This window comes from Marinobacter metalliresistant, assembly GCF_038098645.1.
Classification (GTDB): Bacteria; Pseudomonadota; Gammaproteobacteria; order Pseudomonadales; family Oleiphilaceae; genus Marinobacter; species Marinobacter metalliresistant.
Window position 1 is genome coordinate 3,380,610 of the sequence record NZ_CP101118.1, and the last position, 15,556, is coordinate 3,396,165.

Here is a 15,556-nt window from a genome sequence, read left to right on the forward strand (position 1 = left end):
CAAGTCCGGATTCTGATTGAAGCATGGGTTGGCTTATGCAACTCTGTACTGAAATCGATGGACGAAAGGGTATCACGAAAATGAAACGAATCGCCTGCCCGGCATTGCTACTCGTCTGTTTGCCGTTGGCTGCTCTGGCCCAGGAAAAAGGGGCGCTGAACGAGACGCCGGTGGAAACGCCGAAAGAGCCCGTTGTGGTTTCCGATTATCAGCCTGCTGGCGAGGGCCCGCAAATTGTTATCCGCCCCGGCGAGAACGAGGTCTTTTATGAGTACCGGGTTAATGGTCAGCTTATGGAAATCAAGGTTGTGCCGGAAGTCGGGCCGGAATATTACCTGGTACCTGCCGATGGCGGTGGTGGTTGGGTCCGGCAGTCCGAGTCCGACACGCTGCTGCCCCGTTGGGTTATTTTCCGCTGGTAACCCTGATTCGTCTATTTCCCGCTTTTAGTATGAACATTCTAATTTTTCGGCGTAACTTGGATCCTGAGCTTGAAGCAAGGCCTGCTCCCAAGAAGTTTTAGCAGCGCCTTGGAACTTTCAGGAAACCAATAGGAGAACAGACATGGGTAAACTCAAGTCATATCAGGAACAGCTTCAGGAAATCGTCGATAAAGGCATCAATGCCGCTGAAGAGCAGCAGAAGAAGCTTGCCTCCAAGCCGTTTGATTACGCGGAAAAGCTGGAGGCCGAGGCGCGTGAGTACAGCGTCAAGACCCTGCGCAAGCGTTACAACGGTTACAGCGATAGCCTGTTTGGCCAGCTGCGCAGCCTGAACAGCCGCTTTGGCAGCTTCGCGGGTGATCTGGTCGCCAAGCTGGAAAAAGAGGCCGCTGAAGGCGCTGACGCGGTATCTGAAGCTGCCGAGGATGTTTCCGAAGCCGCTCAGGACGCCAAGAAGTCCGTTGAGGCCAAGAAGCCGGCTGCGCGCAAAACCACCGCGCACAAGACTACCGCTACTACCAAGAAGAGCACTGCTGCTTCCGCCTGAAAGCGGTGAGGCATCTCACTTGATCAGTCAGTGAAATGAAAGAAGGGCCTTCGGTTCACCGCTGGCCCTTCTTTTTATTCCGCGCTCCGGTGCGGCCCGGCTGCGGCGATCAGTTGGTTTCCCCGGCGGGCTCCAGCGGCAGTGTCCGGGCCTCGTCGGTGACTTCTTCCAGGCGTTCTATATCGGCTTCGAAGGCCTTCTGCAGTGCCTCAATTTCCTGGGTTTGCGAGGCAATCTCCCGCTCAATGTCCCGAATCTGTGACTCCAGCCTCCGGATTTTCTCAAGGATGGATTCAGGTATGTCGCGTCCGGTCCGTTCCATATCGGCCGCGCGGCTTTGTTCGCTGTCCAGCTGGCTGGATATTACCGAGATGTTGCCTCGCTTGAGCTGGATCAGGCCCTCGAGTTCCCGGATCTTTCGATGCATTGCTTTCACCGCCTGATCCGGGTGGCTGAAGCGCTTCAGCAACTGCCTGTCTTTCTCACGTTGTTCGGCGAGCTCTTGCTGGCGTTGTTTTTCCGCTTCCCGGGCGGCAATTTCCTCTTCCGTGGGCGCGGGAGGAATGGTCTCGATCACACGACCATTGTTGCCCAGAATATCGTAGCCCCGTTTGGTGGCTTCCTGGGGAATAGTGCTGCTGATCACAACCTGGCCGTTCGCATCCGTGTATCGGTACATGTTGGCTGCGGCGTGGGGCGCTATGCCCAGCATAAGCGCACATGTACAAGCCCTGGCTGAAAATGCGGTCAGACGATTAGCCATTAATCAGACTCCGTAACGATCCCGGTAACTGGCGACCTTCCCGGCATGCCCGGCGAAGTCCGGGTTGGCCTTGAGGTAGTCCAGGATTTGTTCGAGGCGAATGATGCTCACCACCGGGATACCGAACTCCTTTTCCACTTCCTGAATGGCCGACAGTTCGCCATTGCCTTTTTCCTGCCGGTCCAGCGCTATAAGCACACCGGCTGGTTCGGCACCGGCGGCCCGAATAATGTCGATGGACTCACGGATCGCAGTGCCCGCAGTAATAACATCATCGACAATCAGTACTCTGCCCTGCAGTGGTGCGCCAACAATGTTGCCGCCCTCACCATGATCCTTCTTTTCCTTGCGGTTAAACGCAAAAGGTTTGCTGTTACCGTCTGTAGCCAGGGCCATTGCTGTTACGGTGGCCAACGGAATGCCCTTATAGGCAGGCCCGAAAATAATGTCATAATCCAGCCCGCTGCGTGCTATCGCAGCGGCATAGGCCTTGCTTAACTGAAGCAGGTCATCCCCGGTATTGAACAAGCCTGCGTTGAAGAAGTACGGGCTGGTTCGACCCGACTTGAGCGTAAACTCGCCAAAGCGCAGTACGTTCCGGCGGATGGCAAACTCAATAAATTTTTGCTGATAGTCGTGCATGACAAGGCTTCTGGCGGGTGTTGATCTTTAATTAACACGTAAAAACGGTATCATACACACAAACCGAATCAGGGAACACGTATGCGGGTAGTATCAATCAGCGTCAATGGCCTCGCCCAGGCTGTTGAGAAGGGCTTTTTCGACTGGCTGGCGCAGCAGGATGCCGACGTGGTCTGCGTTCAGGACCATCGCATGCGGGCCTACGAGATTGAGGACTACAACCTGATTCCGGAAGGTTATGAGGCCTATTTTATTGATGGCGAGAACAATGAGGATGGTGGCGTGGGCATTTACACCCGCCACTTTCCGAAGGCCATCATGTACGGTTTCGCCAACGAGCAGGCGGATCGTGAGGGCCGGTTTATTCAGGCCGATTTTGACAAGGTTTCCGTGGCCTGTGTGCTCGCGCCCTGTGCCCTTGGCCGGGAAGAAGAACTGATCGGCGAGGACGACCTGACAGTGCTGGACCATAAGGACGAGTTCATGGAGTCTTTTGGTCTGCACATGCAGAAGACGCTGCGTAAGCGCCGGCAGTTTATTTTCTGCGCCAATCTTCAGACGGCCCACCATGTAACGGATGCCAGCCCGCTTTATCACAAGCTGGACTTTTCCGGTTTCCTGCCCCATGAGCGTGCCTGGCTTGACCGCCTGTTTGATGAAATGGGCTGTGTTGACGGGTTCCGGGAAGTGAACAGGCAGAGTAATCAGTTTACCTGGTGGCCGGAGCAGGCGGAAGGTTCCCGCAGGAATGCCGGTATCCGGGTGGATTACCAGTTGCTGACCCCTGGGATCCGCAAGACCATCGAGGATGGCTGGATTGACGACTCAACCCGGTTTTCCGATCACGCACCGGTGATCATGGATTACGATATCGAAATCGGTTTTTGAGTCTGGGGAAGGCGCCTGTGTGGCGACGTTTCCCCAGACACGCTACGAGCACATCCCTGTGCGCTTGTTTCGGGCCGTCCATGGCCCTCAACAGTCTGGGGAAACGTCGCCACACAGGCGCCTCAGACTTGTGAGTTAGCCTTCCAAAGCTGTTTTCTGGATTTCGAACAACTGCTCAATGCCCTGCCTGGCCAATACCAGCATGTTGTCCAGCTCTTCCTGAACAAACGGCGCACCTTCCGCCGTTCCCTGAATCTCGATAAAGCCGCCCTGGTCGGTCATGATGACGTTCATGTCGGTTTCCGCTTCGGAATCTTCCGGATAGTCCAGATCCACCACCGGGGTACCCTTGTAAACGCCAACGGACAGCGCGGCGACCATCTGTTTGAGTGGTGATTTTTTCAGGCGCTTTTCGGCCACCAGGTGGTTCAGGGCATCGACCAGTGCCACGCAACCGCCGGTGATGGCTGCGGTGCGGGTGCCGCCGTCGGCCTGGATAACGTCGCAGTCCACGGTGATGGTGTGCTCGCCCAGAGCGGAGAGGTCGACGGCGGCGCGCAGGGAGCGGCCGATCAGGCGCTGGATTTCGACGGTGCGTCCGCCCTGTTTGCCGCGGGCGGCTTCCCGGCCCATTCGGCTGCCGGTGGAGCGGGGCAGCATGCCGTATTCGGCGGTGATCCAGCCTTTACCTTCGCCCCTCATAAATGGGGGAACCTTGTTTTCGACGGAGGCGGTGCAGATAACTTTGGTGTCTCCGAATTCCACCAGCACGGAGCCTTCGGCGTGGCGGGTGTAGTTGCGGGTAATTCGAGCATCTCTCGGTTGCTCGGGCGTTCTGCCGCTTGGACGCATAGTATTTCCTGAAGTCAGTAATGAATGTCCGGGCGCGTGTCCCGGTCGATCGTGTGTCGAAAAGGCGGAAAAGTATAACACGTTGGCACTGGCCTTTTGTTTGGTTCGCCGTGGGCGTTAAGAGCCTGTTAAACTCGGATTGTTTCCACCAACCATGAGCGGAGCCGACATGATCCGAAGTATGACCGCATTTGCCCGGAAGGATGTCCAGGGAGACTGGGGGGCGCTGACCTGTGAGATCCGGACGGTGAATCACCGCTACCTGGAACCGTCTTTCCGTCTGCCGGAGGCTTTCCGGGAGCTTGAGGGCCGGTTCCGTGAGGAGCTTCGGAATCAGCTGAAGCGAGGCAAGGTGGATGTGTCCATGCGGCTTCAGTCCGCCGAAAATGTGACCCAGAGCTTCGAGATTAGCGAAGAGATGGCGCAGGCCGTCAATGAGGCCGCGAATCACATCAATCGGATGCTGGATAACCCGGCCCACATCAACGCCCTGGATATTCTTCGCTGGCCTGGCGTTCTTTCGGTGCCGGAGCAGGACTATGGTCCGGCGAAAGAGGCAGCGACCGGTTTGTTTGAGCAGACCGTTGCTGAGCTGGCATCAGTGCGGGAGCGCGAGGGAGAGCGGTTGCGGCCGTTGTTCGAAGATCGCCTTAAAATCATGGGTGAGTTGGTCTCGGACGTGCGCGCTCGCATGCCGGAGCTGCTTGACGCCCAGGAGAAGGCGCTTCGGGAGCGGTTCGAGAAAGCGAAGGTGGAGCTGGATCCCGATCGGGTTACCCAGGAGATGGTGATGCTGGCCCAGAAAAGTGATGTGGCCGAGGAGCTGGACCGGCTGGACGCCCACATTGGCGAGGTGGCGGATACCCTGAAAAGTGAGGGGGCCATCGGTCGCCGGCTGGATTTTCTGATGCAGGAGCTGAACCGCGAGGCCAATACCCTGAGCAGCAAGAGTATCGACGCCGGAGTAACCCGCATTGCTGTGGATCTGAAAGTGCTGATCGAACAGATTCGGGAGCAGGTGCAGAACCTGGAGTGATCCCGGGGCAGGGCTTTTTGGGGTTCAGGACTGTTTCAGGCTGTCCAGGTTGTCCGGTAACCGGAACGTGACCTTTTGTTTGCTCAGCGGGCAGTCGAATTCCAGATAATAAGCCAGCAGCTGCAGGGGAGCCGGGGCAGGTCGTCCGTACAGGCGGTCGCCGACGATCGGGTGCCCAAGGCCAGCCAGGTGGCGGCGGATCTGGTGTTTCCGTCCGGTTTCAATGCTCACCTGTACCAGGGAGGTCTGGTTGGCCTCGCTGGCACTTAGTGTCGTCACCCGGCTGGTTGCCGGTTTGCCCTCCACCGGAGCGTCAACGATCCGGTCCTGGGCGCTGACCACCCCGGTTACTCTGGCCCGGTAGTATTTGGTGATGGTTCGGGCTGAAAAGCACTGGGACAGGGCGCTCGCAGCTTTCGGGTCGTGGGCGATCAGCATCAGCCCGGCGGCGTCGGCATCGAGGCGGTGGATCAGGTGACACGGCCGCTCGAGAAGCACTTCTGCCAGCCGCAGCAGGCTGCAATGGTCGCCCCACTGGGAGCCTTGGGCGAGCATGCCGTGAGGTTTGAACCAGACGGTGTAACGCCCTTTGTCCTCCAGCAGAACCGGGTCTTCAGGTTTTCTGGCCAGTACCTTCTCGTCATAGTACAGCTGCAGGTGCACGCCGGCTCTGAGCTCCTTCGTCGCCCTTCGCAGTCTTAATTGTTTGCCCTTGTGCGTCCACCAGCAGGCGCCCTTGGTCATGGCATCCTTGATTTTCTGGCGTGAGAGCTCCGATGCCTCACTCAGTGCGTCAATGGCTTTCCGGGGTTTCTGAAGAGTAATGTCTATGGTCGTTCGCATGGGGTATATCAGTTGATAAAAGGGACAATTACGCAAATGGTATCAGGTGGCGCCCTGTCGGGGTGCGGTGTTTTGCCAAAGTCCGTATAATTCCGGCTTTTATCGGTCGGAACAGGTGGCCGCCGCGTTCAGGTTTGGAGTTCTCGGGTTATGAGTCAGTCAGTTGAGCAGGGTACCCTGTACGTTATATCTGCGCCATCCGGTGCCGGTAAGACAAGCCTTGTGGCGGGCATGCTTCGCGATGACCACAAGCTTGGCGTCTCCGTGTCCCACACCACCCGCTCCATGCGCGAAGGGGAGCAGAACGGTGTTAACTACCACTTTGTCGGCCGCGAAGAATTTGAGGCAATGATTGCCAAGGGTGATTTTCTGGAACACGCGGATGTCTTTGGTAACTACTACGGCACCTCTCAGGCCTGGGTGCGGGAGACGCTGGCCAGGGGCCAGGATGTCATCCTGGAGATTGATTGGCAGGGTGCCAGTCAGGTGCGCCGGCTGATTCCCGAATGCGTCGGTATTTTTATTGTGCCGCCGTCGCCGGCAGTATTGCGCGAGCGACTGGTGGGTCGTGGTACCGACACGCCCGAGGTGGTGGAGCGCCGGTTGGCGGAGGCCAAGGAAGAGTGCCGCCACGCCGTTGAGTTCGACTTTCTGGTGGTCAATGACGACTTCGATATCGCCCTGGCGGACCTGCTGGCCATCGTCCGGGCCCAGCGCCTGCGCATGGAGGTGCAGCAGCCACGGCACCAGAAGCTTCTGGCAGGGTTGTCTGGCCTGGCCTGATACGGGCTTTTCCTGTATACAAATTGAACCGGTCGCAGTAAACTATCCGGTCTGCTGAATCAGTCATTTTATTTGTCGGGGAAGTTATGGCACGAGTTACCGTTGAAGATTGTCTGGAAAACGTTGATAACCGCTTCCAGCTGGTAATGCTGGCTACCAAGCGTGCGCGTCAGCTCGCTACCAAGGGGGCCGAGCCGATGGTGCCGGAAGAAAATGATAAGCCGACGGTGATTGCCCTGCGCGAAATCGCCGAAGGCAAGATTACTCGTGATCTGCTTAAGGAAGACGACGACGAGTGAGCTGTCTGCGGATATTGGGCATAAGTACCTGTCCGTGAGTGAGAAGCATTGAAATCCGTCCCCGCGGTTTTATAGTGTGTCTATAGAACGTTGCTGGAAGGACTAAGGAAGGACCCGGATGCGTGCATTCGGGTTTTTTTGTCCCTGAATTTCATGAGGTTGTGGAGGCGCGGTGTCGGCAGAGGCTACGGTTGAAGGGCTGGCGAGAGAGCTCAGCTCCTATCTGGATACCCATCGCATCAATCAGGTGCGACGGGCCTACTACTATGCCGAACAGGCCCATGAGGGCCAGATGCGCAAAAGCGGCGACCGCTACATTACCCATCCCCTGGCCGTTGCCCATATCCTCGCCGATCTCCGGCTGGACCACCAGAGCCTGATGGCCGCGATGCTTCACGATGTCATTGAAGACACCGGTATCCCGAAGGATGCCCTGTCGGAGCAGTTCGGTGAGGATGTGGCCGAGCTGGTGGATGGCGTCAGCAAGCTGACCCAGATTGAGTTCCGCTCCCGGGCGGAAGCCCAGGCTGAGAACTTCCAGAAGATGACTCTCGCCATGGCCCGGGATATACGGGTCATCCTGGTGAAGCTGGCTGACCGGCTGCACAACATGCGCACCCTCGGTCCCATGCCTTACGAGAAACGCCAGCGCATTGCCACCGAAACCCTCGATATCTACGCCCCGATCGCCAACCGCCTTGGTATGCACTCGATCTGCACCGAACTTGAGGATCTGGGTTTCTCCTCCCTGTATCCGATGCGATCGAAGTACATCTCGAAAGCGGTGGAGAAGCTTCGGGGCAGCCACCGGGAAATCATCGAAGACATCCGTGGCAAGTTGCAGGAAAAGCTGGAAGAGCGCGGCCTGCCCGGGCGGATTCTTGGCCGGGAGAAACACCTGAACAGCATCTACAACAAGATGAAGTTCAAGCAGAAATCCTTCCATGAAATCATGGATGTGTACGCCTTCCGGATTATTACCGACACCGAGGATGACTGTTATCGCATCCTCGGTGCCGTTCACAGCCTGTACAAGCCCCTGCCGGGCCGGTTCAAGGACTACATTGCCATGCCCAAGGCCAATGGCTACCAGTCTATCCATACCACCCTGTTCGGCATGCACGTGAACATTGAAATCCAGATCCGCACTGAGGAAATGGAACACATCGCCAACAACGGTATTGCGGCCCACTGGATGTACAAGAACGAGCCCAGCAGCGTTACCAGTGCGAACCAGGCAAGGGTTGATCGCTGGGTGAAGGGTCTGATGGAAATGCGGGAGCGGGCCGATGATTCCATGGAATTCATTGAGCACGTGAAAGTGGATCTGTTCCCGGACGAGATCTACGTGTTCACGCCCAAGGGCCGCATCATGGAGCTGCCCAGCGGGGCAACACCGGTAGATTTCGCCTACGCGATCCACACCGATATCGGTAATGCCACCGTGGCCTGCCGGATCAACCGTAATCTCGGTTCCCTGAGTCAGCCCCTTCAAAGCGGTCAGACCGTCGAAATCATTACCGCACCCGGTGCCCGGCCCAATCCGGCCTGGCTCAGTTTCGTGGTTACCGGCAAGGCAAGAAGCAGTATCCGTCATGTCCTGAAGAGCCAGAAGCGGGCGGAATCGCTGGAGCTGGGACGGGCCTTGCTGAAGAAGTCGCTGAAAGGCTTTGGTGCCAAACTGTCGGATATCAGCGATGCCCAGAAACAGGCGGTGGTGAATCACAACCAGGTGAACAGTTTTGACGACCTGATCGGTGACATTGGTCTTGGAAACCGGATGGCCTATCTGGTTGCCCGTCAGCTCGTAAGCGGTGCCGAAGGACCGGACTCCGGTGAGGGCGCCCGGGATATCGAGGGTGGCAATCAAAGCCCGGTGACGATTCGTGGTACCGAGGGACTGCTGGTCCGGTTTGCCAGCTGTTGCAAGCCGATTCCCGGTGACCCGGTGGTGGGTGTTATGGATTCCGGCAAAGGCATGGTAATTCATTCCGATACCTGCTCTCGCTTGCCGGAAGACGACGAAGGCCGGGCCCGCCTGACCCATCTCAAGTGGGCCAAGGACATTACCGATGAATTTTCTGTGGAGTTGCGGGTAGAGCTTGAGCGTCAGCGCGGTGTGATTGCCGAGATGGCAAACGCCGTGGCCATGGCTGACGGTAACATCGAGCGCATCAATGTGGAGGAGCAGAATGCCCGCTTCGGTGTCGTCAGCCTGGTGGTGCATGTGCAAGGGCGCCGGCATCTGGCCCGGGTTATGCGGCGCATCCGCAATATTCGGGCAATTACCCACATCAGCCGCGTACGGCACTGAACCAGACCAAAGCCCGGTTGACAGGCGCGCCACAGAGGGGTGAGGATTGGCGTTTTGGAAGAGAGGAAAATAAGGGTCATGACCAACAAATCCGTAATTCAGACCGAGAATGCGCCTCAGGCCATTGGCACATACTCCCAGGCGGTGAAAGCCGGAGACACGGTATATCTGTCTGGCCAGATTCCGCTGGTGCCGGAGACCATGGAAGTGGTGGCAGGGGATTTTGCTGCCAAGACCCGTCAGGTATTTGATAACCTCAAGGCCGTGTGTGAAGCCGCCGGCGGTGAGCTCAAGGATATTGTCAAGCTCAATATCTATATGACCGACCTGGCAAACTTCGCCACGGTAAACGAGATCATGGCTACCTATTTCCAGGAGCCGTATCCTGCCCGCGCGGCAGTTGGCGTCGCTGCGCTGCCCAAGGGCGTACCCATTGAAATGGAAGCAGTCATGGTGCTGAGCTGAAGCCGGGGCAGGTTCCAATTTCGTGGAAAAGGCGGCTACGGTCGCTTTTTCCCGTTTCGCGGACTCAGTTTTGGTGAATCATCGCCCGATAGCCGGCCCGGAAGTCCGGGTACCGGAACTGGAATCCGGTGGCCAGCAGTCGCTGGTTATTGCAGCGTTTACTCCCGGCCCGGCCCCCTTGACGGGCGTCTGGTAAAGGATCGGCGCAGGGAGTTTGTTGCCGTACCCAGTCCACCACTTCATCGAGCCGTACCGGCTCGCAATCGCTGGCGATATAGCAGGGCTCCAGCAGCGCTCCGGAGACGGCAAGCCGGACCAGATGAGCGGCTGCTTCCGCAGCATCTTCTTCATGGATCCGGTTGCTGAACGGTGCCGGTGGCTGCGGGCTCATACGGCCTTGCTGAACCTCCTCAAGAAAACGTGCCCTGGACGGACCATAAATGCCACTGAATCGTATGATGGTTGCAGGGTGACCGCTGTCCAGCGCTGTTCGCTCCCCCGCCAGAATCTGTTCGCCGCTGAATCTGGCCGGGTTGACAGGGCTGGACTCGTCTACCCAGCTGTCGTCATCCTGAGCGTAAACGCTGGTACTGCTGACAAAGAAGAGATGTTTCAGGGAATGTTCGCCCAGTTCCCGTAGCAGGTTTTCGAGGCCGGTAACGTATGCATCCTGGTAGCCCTGCTGGTCGTAACTGGAGGGTGTCAGGCAATAAATGACGATGTCCAGGTTATCTGGCAACTGGCCGGCCAGGGTTGCAGGCCGGGTCAGGTCAGCTCTGATGCCGTGTACGCCTTTCGGCACCTGGTCCGGATTCCGGCGCAGCCCGAATACCGTTGCCGAGGCTTTCAGCCGGCTGGCGATGGCGCCACCGAGTTTGCCACAGCCGGCAACCAGGATTCCCGGCGGGTTAGTGCTTTCAGTGATTGCCATAGACAATTTCAATCCTTATGCTTTAGCTCATAAAGTTAAGTGGAACTTCGACCCGCATCCATCTGACCGGAGCTCACCATGACTCTCACCGAGTTACGATACGTCGTTACGCTGGCCCGCGAAAGGCATTTTGGCCGGGCTGCAGAGCGTTGCCATGTAAGCCAGCCGACACTCAGCGTTGCTGTGAAAAAGCTGGAAGATGAGCTTGGCATCCCGTTGTTCGAGCGCAGCAAGAGCAGCATCCGCGTCACCGAAACCGGTCAGCGTATTATTGAGCAGGCGCAACGGGTGCTTGACCAGGTGGGCGTCATCAGGGATATGGCCCAGGACGGCAAGAACCAGCTCAACTCGCCTTTGAAAGTCGGCGCGATTTACACGATTGGCCCGTACCTTTTCCCCCACTTGCTGCCGGAGTTGCGCCGTGCGGCGTCTGAAATGCCGCTTTACATCGAAGAGAATTATACTGCAAACCTGCGCCAGAAACTCCGGCACTCGGAGCTGGATGCCATCATCATCGCCCTGCCTTTTGAAGAGCCGGAAGTTGTGACGCTGCCGCTCTACGATGAGCCTTTTGTGGTGCTGTTGCCCGCCAGGCATCCGCTGGCAGAGAAGGAGCAACTGACTGCCGATGAACTCGCCCGGGAACAGCTGTTGCTTCTTGGTCCCGGCCACTGTTTCCGGGATCAGGTGCTGGAATCCTGTCCGCCGCTGGTCGATGCGGTGACCCGGCGTGCAGACGCGGCCTCCCCTTCGCTGGTCACCGAGGGCAGCTCTCTGGAAACGATTCGCCACATGGTTGCGTCCGGGCTGGGTATTACTGTGCTGCCGCTCTCCGCGGCAACGGCCATGCAGTACCATGAAGACATTCTGGCCGTGCGTCCATTCGCGCCGCCGGTGCCGTTCCGGACCGTTGCGCTGGCCTGGCGGGTTACCTTCCCGCGGCCCAAGGCGATTGACGTTCTGTCGCTGGCAGCGAGCCAGTGCCGGGTAATCGAGAAGGCGAGAACTGATACACCCGTCGTGGCCGAAAGCGCCTGAGACCTGCTATGACATCACTGGATGACATTTCGGTCACCCAGCTCAAGGGCGTAGGAAACGCCCTGGCAGAGAAGCTTGCCAGGCTGGGGATTGCTTCCTTGCAAGACCTGTTGTTCCACCTCCCGCACCGCTACGAGGACCGGACCCGCATTGTGCCGATGGGCAACCTGCGAATCGGCGATGTGGCGGTGGTCGAAGGGGAGGTGATGAAAGCCGACCTGGTTATGGGGCGCAGGCGCAGCCTGCAGGTGACTCTCCGGGACAACAGTGGCTTTCTGGTGATGCGTTTTTTTCATTTCAATGCGGCCCAGAAAAACCAGCTGGGTGAAGGGGCCCGGGTTCGATGCTTTGGGGAGGTCCGGCCGGGGCGGGCCGGCTACGAATTCTATCACCCGGAGTATCAGGTCAATCCGCCACCCATGCCTGGGGAAGGTCAGGCAACCCTCACCCCGGTGTATCCCCTGACCGAGGGCATTCAGCAACCCCGGGTGCGGTCCCTCTGCCAGCAGGCTCTGGGCTATCTGCAGAGATTCCCGATTCGGGACTGGCTGCCGCAGGGGCTGTTGGCCGAGTATCAGCTGCCGGGTATTACCGAGGCGCTCCAGGTGGTGCATTCCCCTCCCGCCAATGCGCCTGTGCACCTGTTAATGGAAGGGCGCCACCCGGCACAGCAGAGACTGGTGATGGAGGAATTGCTGGCGCATCAGTTGAGTCTGCTTCAGGTGCGTGAGCAGATCCAGGCCCGGGAGGCATTGCCGCTTCTGCCAACGGGAGACCTTACGAAACGTTTCCTCGATTCCCTGCCGTTTTCACTCACCGGCGCGCAGCGCCATGTGCTCGCGGATATCCGGCAGGATCTCAGTCAGCCTTTGCCGATGCTCAGGCTTGTCCAGGGTGACGTTGGTTCCGGGAAAACCGTGGTGGCGGCCCTGGCGGCCCTGCAGGCTATTGGGGCGGGCACCCAGGTCGCCCTTATGGCGCCCACTGAAATCCTGGCAGAACAGCACTTGCAGAACTTCCGGGCATGGTTGGAGCCGTTGGGCATCCGGCTTGCCTGGCTGTCTGGCAAAGTCAAAGGCAAGGCGCGGCAAGAGGCGCTGGAAGTTGTCCGGTCCGGTGAGGCCGGGGTGGTGATCGGAACCCATGCCCTGTTCCAGAATGAGGTTGAGTTTCACCGGCTCGCGCTGGTAATCGTCGATGAGCAACACCGGTTTGGCGTTCACCAGCGCCTGGCCCTGCGCGAGAAAGGCGTGGGTGGGGCGTTGGCACCCCATCAACTGATCATGACAGCAACGCCCATTCCCCGCACTTTGGCCATGAGCGCTTATGCCGACCTGGACACCTCGGTTATTGATGAATTGCCACCGGGCCGGAAACCGATTGAAACCATTGTGATTCCTGACAGCCGGCGTGAAGACGTGATTGAGCGTGTGCGCGGTGCGTGCCGGGAAGGACGGCAGGCTTACTGGGTGTGTACACTGATCGAGGAATCCGAAGCATTGCAGTGCCAGGCAGCAGAAGTAACGGCTCAGGAGCTGGCAGAGAGGCTGCCTGATCTCAAAGTGGACCTGGTCCATGGCCGGCTCAGGGCCCAGGAAAAAGCGGCGGTTATGGAACAGTTCAAGGTGGGCGAGCTTGATTTGCTGGTAGCCACCACGGTGATTGAGGTTGGGGTTGATGTTCCCAATGCTTCGTTGATTATCATTGAAAATCCCGAGCGCCTCGGGCTGGCCCAGTTGCATCAGCTTCGTGGTCGTGTCGGCCGGGGTGAGCAGGCGAGTTTTTGCGTACTGATGTACCACCCGCCATTGTCCGCTAATGGTAAGGCCCGGCTCCAGGCGCTTCGGGATAGCCAGGATGGCTTTTTTATTGCGGAGAAGGATCTGGAGATTCGCGGGCCAGGCGAGGTGTTGGGTACCCGCCAGACCGGCATGATGCAGTTCCGCCTGGCGGATTTTGAGCGCGATAAGAGCTGGATTGAGCCAGTACGGGAGATGGCACCAGGGCTCATGGCGCGCCCGGATATAGTTCAGGCACTGGTACGACGTTGGCTTGGCGATAAAATTCGCTATGGCGACGTGTAGAAAAGTCCGTTCTCTGACCGACAGCGTATGGAAGCGGTCAGGAAATAGAGTTCAGTCAACATCAGGGTTATTTCCTTGCCCTATACTGAATTTACAGTGATAACAGATCCGGACGATCCGAGAAAAAATAGCAACATTCGGGAGGACTTTATGGAATTACCTGTCGCGGTGCAGCAGGCTCTGGGCGATTCCGCTGCGGGCGTGTCCCTCAGGGATGCTGCCCAGGCCAGCCAGAACGAACTGCTGCGCATGGTTTTGCTCAGTGATGGCCAGGGAAACCTTCAGGTTATCTGCCGCAAGGAGGATATGATCGATCTGGAGCAGTTGAACAAGCAACTTGGCCGTGATTTCCGGCTGATGAAGCGCCGGGAGCAGGTCCGGGTCCGGGAAAGAGCCGGACTTAAGGCATTACCAGCATTGCCGTCTCTGACCGGGTGGCCGACCGTTGTTGACCAGCGCGTTAGTTCCTTGCCAGCAGTCGCTCTTGAGCTGGGCGAGCAAAACCTTGCGATGGTTATGCCTGCGGAAGACTTCCGGACACTGACAGCCAAGGCCGACCGTCGTTCGTTCGCCGTGGCGCCGGAGTCCATCTCCGTCAACCTGAGTGACCATGGCAAGGACAGGGATCAGCTGCATTCTGCTATCAAGAAATTTACCGGCCGGCGTATACAGCAACGCCTGGAAGACACGCTAGAATTGCCGCCGCTGCCTGAAACCGCCCAGAGGATTATCCACCTGCGGGTTAATCCCAATGCTGTCATGGGAGACCTGGTAGACATCGTAGAGAGTGATCCCAGCCTTGCGGCCCAAGTGGTGAGCTGGGCTTCGTCCTCGTTTTATGCGGCCGCAGGTCAGGTAAAGTCAGTGCATGATGCCGTTTCCCGGGTACTCGGATTTGATCTGGTGATGAACCTGGCCATGGGCCTTTCCCTCGGGCGGGCCCTCAAGCAGCCCCAGGATCATCCCGACGGCTATGTGGATTACTGGCAGCAGGCCATCTGGCAGGCGCAGTCTGCCGGCATTCTCGCCAGCATGATGCCCCGGGGAGAGCGGCCGGTATTCGGACTCGCATACCTTGCCGGTCTGTTGCACAATTTTGGTCACCTGGTTCTTGCCCAGGTATTTCCGCCGCATTTCAGGCTCGCCTGTCGTTCGCTGGAAGTGAATCCGGATATTGACTCCTCGGTTACCGAGCACTATCTACTCGGTATTACCCGGGAGCAGATTGCCGCGCAACTGATGGAAAACTGGGGCATGCCGGAGGAAGTGACCCTGGCGATCCGTTACCAGAAAAATCCGGCCTACGATGGCGGCCAAAGCGTATACGCCAGGCTGCTTTGGCTGGGGCGTCAGTTGTTAACCGCCCGGGGCGTGGAACTGGGTGCCGGGGAAGCGGTCAGTCAGTCGTTCTATCAGGAACTGGGCCTTAACCGTGAGCAGGTTGAGGAGCAGTTTGATGAGCTGGTCAACAGTAAGGACAGCATAATGGCCATGGCCGGCATGATGAGCCAGTAGCGGGTCGCTGTTCCCGGGAATCTGCCTCAAAAAAAGCCGGCCCCGAGGCCGGCAAGTTCACCCGCTTGTTGCAGAGTCGTCCAAACTTATCAGGAGAAAACAATGTGAGGCGG

General features: G+C 58.1%; 16 protein-coding genes. 11 read left to right on the forward strand and 5 right to left on the reverse strand.

The features are described from left to right. Positions 1-80: 80 nt before the first annotated feature. Positions 81-422, forward strand: coding sequence for a DUF2782 domain-containing protein (locus NLK58_RS15810; protein WP_341581265.1), 342 nt, complete (start codon positions 81-83; stop codon positions 420-422). 142 nt (positions 423-564) lie between these two features. Continuing rightward, the gene (locus NLK58_RS15815) at positions 565-990 is read left to right on the forward strand and encodes a hypothetical protein (protein ID WP_117619403.1); all 426 of its coding nucleotides are present in this window, start codon (positions 565-567) and stop codon (positions 988-990) included. A gap of 109 nt (positions 991-1,099) precedes the next feature. On the opposite strand, the gene NLK58_RS15820 is transcribed toward NLK58_RS15815, so the two are convergent. Next, positions 1,100-1,753, reverse strand: a complete 654-nt coding sequence (locus NLK58_RS15820; RefSeq protein WP_376788052.1) for a DUF4124 domain-containing protein — start codon at positions 1,751-1,753, stop codon at positions 1,100-1,102. Between the two features lie 3 nt (positions 1,754-1,756). Continuing rightward, positions 1,757-2,395 (reverse strand): orotate phosphoribosyltransferase, encoded by a 639-nt coding sequence (gene pyrE / locus NLK58_RS15825; RefSeq protein ID WP_117619405.1) that lies wholly within the window; start codon positions 2,393-2,395, stop codon positions 1,757-1,759. An 81-nt stretch (positions 2,396-2,476) separates the two neighbouring features. Here pyrE and NLK58_RS15830 point away from each other — a divergent pair, with 81 nt between their 5' ends. After that, positions 2,477-3,283, forward strand: coding sequence for an exodeoxyribonuclease III (locus NLK58_RS15830; protein WP_117619406.1), 807 nt, complete (start codon positions 2,477-2,479; stop codon positions 3,281-3,283). A gap of 135 nt (positions 3,284-3,418) precedes the next feature. Here the strand turns inward: NLK58_RS15830 and rph are convergent, their stop codons facing one another. Further along, a complete protein-coding gene (gene rph, locus NLK58_RS15835) occupies positions 3,419-4,135 on the reverse strand; it encodes a ribonuclease PH (protein ID WP_117619407.1) in 717 nt (238 codons plus the stop codon). Positions 4,136-4,304: 169 nt separating this feature from the next. On the opposite strand from rph, the gene NLK58_RS15840 reads away from it, so the two are divergent. Then, a complete protein-coding gene (locus NLK58_RS15840) occupies positions 4,305-5,171 on the forward strand; it encodes a YicC/YloC family endoribonuclease (protein ID WP_341581267.1) in 867 nt (288 codons plus the stop codon). A gap of 24 nt (positions 5,172-5,195) precedes the next feature. On the opposite strand, the gene NLK58_RS15845 is transcribed toward NLK58_RS15840, so the two are convergent. Beyond that, positions 5,196-6,014: an RluA family pseudouridine synthase gene (locus tag NLK58_RS15845; protein WP_117619409.1), complete on the reverse strand. Its 819-nt coding sequence runs from the start codon at positions 6,012-6,014 to the stop codon at positions 5,196-5,198. A gap of 150 nt (positions 6,015-6,164) precedes the next feature. Between NLK58_RS15845 and gmk the strand changes: the two genes are divergently transcribed. From gmk to NLK58_RS15865, 4 genes are all read left to right on the forward strand, one after another. Next, complete coding sequence (gmk, locus tag NLK58_RS15850) at positions 6,165-6,797, forward strand: guanylate kinase (protein WP_117619410.1); 633 nt, start codon at positions 6,165-6,167, stop codon at positions 6,795-6,797. An 86-nt stretch (positions 6,798-6,883) separates the two neighbouring features. Then, on the forward strand, positions 6,884-7,096 hold the full coding sequence (rpoZ, locus tag NLK58_RS15855) for a DNA-directed RNA polymerase subunit omega (protein WP_117619411.1): 213 nt from the start codon (positions 6,884-6,886) through the stop codon (positions 7,094-7,096). A gap of 172 nt (positions 7,097-7,268) precedes the next feature. Continuing rightward, positions 7,269-9,410 (forward strand): bifunctional (p)ppGpp synthetase/guanosine-3',5'-bis(diphosphate) 3'-pyrophosphohydrolase, encoded by a 2,142-nt coding sequence (locus NLK58_RS15860; protein ID WP_117619412.1) that lies wholly within the window; start codon positions 7,269-7,271, stop codon positions 9,408-9,410. A 78-nt stretch (positions 9,411-9,488) separates the two neighbouring features. Further along, positions 9,489-9,875, forward strand: a complete 387-nt coding sequence (locus tag NLK58_RS15865; protein WP_064228391.1) for a RidA family protein — start codon at positions 9,489-9,491, stop codon at positions 9,873-9,875. Positions 9,876-9,939: 64 nt separating this feature from the next. Here the strand turns inward: NLK58_RS15865 and NLK58_RS15870 are convergent, their stop codons facing one another. Continuing rightward, a complete protein-coding gene (locus NLK58_RS15870; protein ID WP_117619413.1) occupies positions 9,940-10,806 on the reverse strand; it encodes an NAD-dependent epimerase/dehydratase family protein in 867 nt (288 codons plus the stop codon). A 78-nt stretch (positions 10,807-10,884) separates the two neighbouring features. Between NLK58_RS15870 and NLK58_RS15875 the strand changes: the two genes are divergently transcribed. The 3 genes from NLK58_RS15875 to NLK58_RS15885 all read left to right on the forward strand — a co-directional run bounded on the left by NLK58_RS15875 (position 10,885) and on the right by NLK58_RS15885 (position 15,443). Beyond that, positions 10,885-11,844, forward strand: a complete 960-nt coding sequence (locus NLK58_RS15875; RefSeq protein WP_117619414.1) for a hydrogen peroxide-inducible genes activator — start codon at positions 10,885-10,887, stop codon at positions 11,842-11,844. Between the two features lie 8 nt (positions 11,845-11,852). Next, positions 11,853-13,928, forward strand: coding sequence for an ATP-dependent DNA helicase RecG (gene recG / locus NLK58_RS15880; RefSeq protein WP_341581268.1), 2,076 nt, complete (start codon positions 11,853-11,855; stop codon positions 13,926-13,928). Positions 13,929-14,078: 150 nt separating this feature from the next. Then, on the forward strand, positions 14,079-15,443 hold the full coding sequence (locus NLK58_RS15885; protein WP_341581269.1) for an HDOD domain-containing protein: 1,365 nt from the start codon (positions 14,079-14,081) through the stop codon (positions 15,441-15,443). The last annotated feature ends 113 nt before the right edge of the window (positions 15,444-15,556 follow it).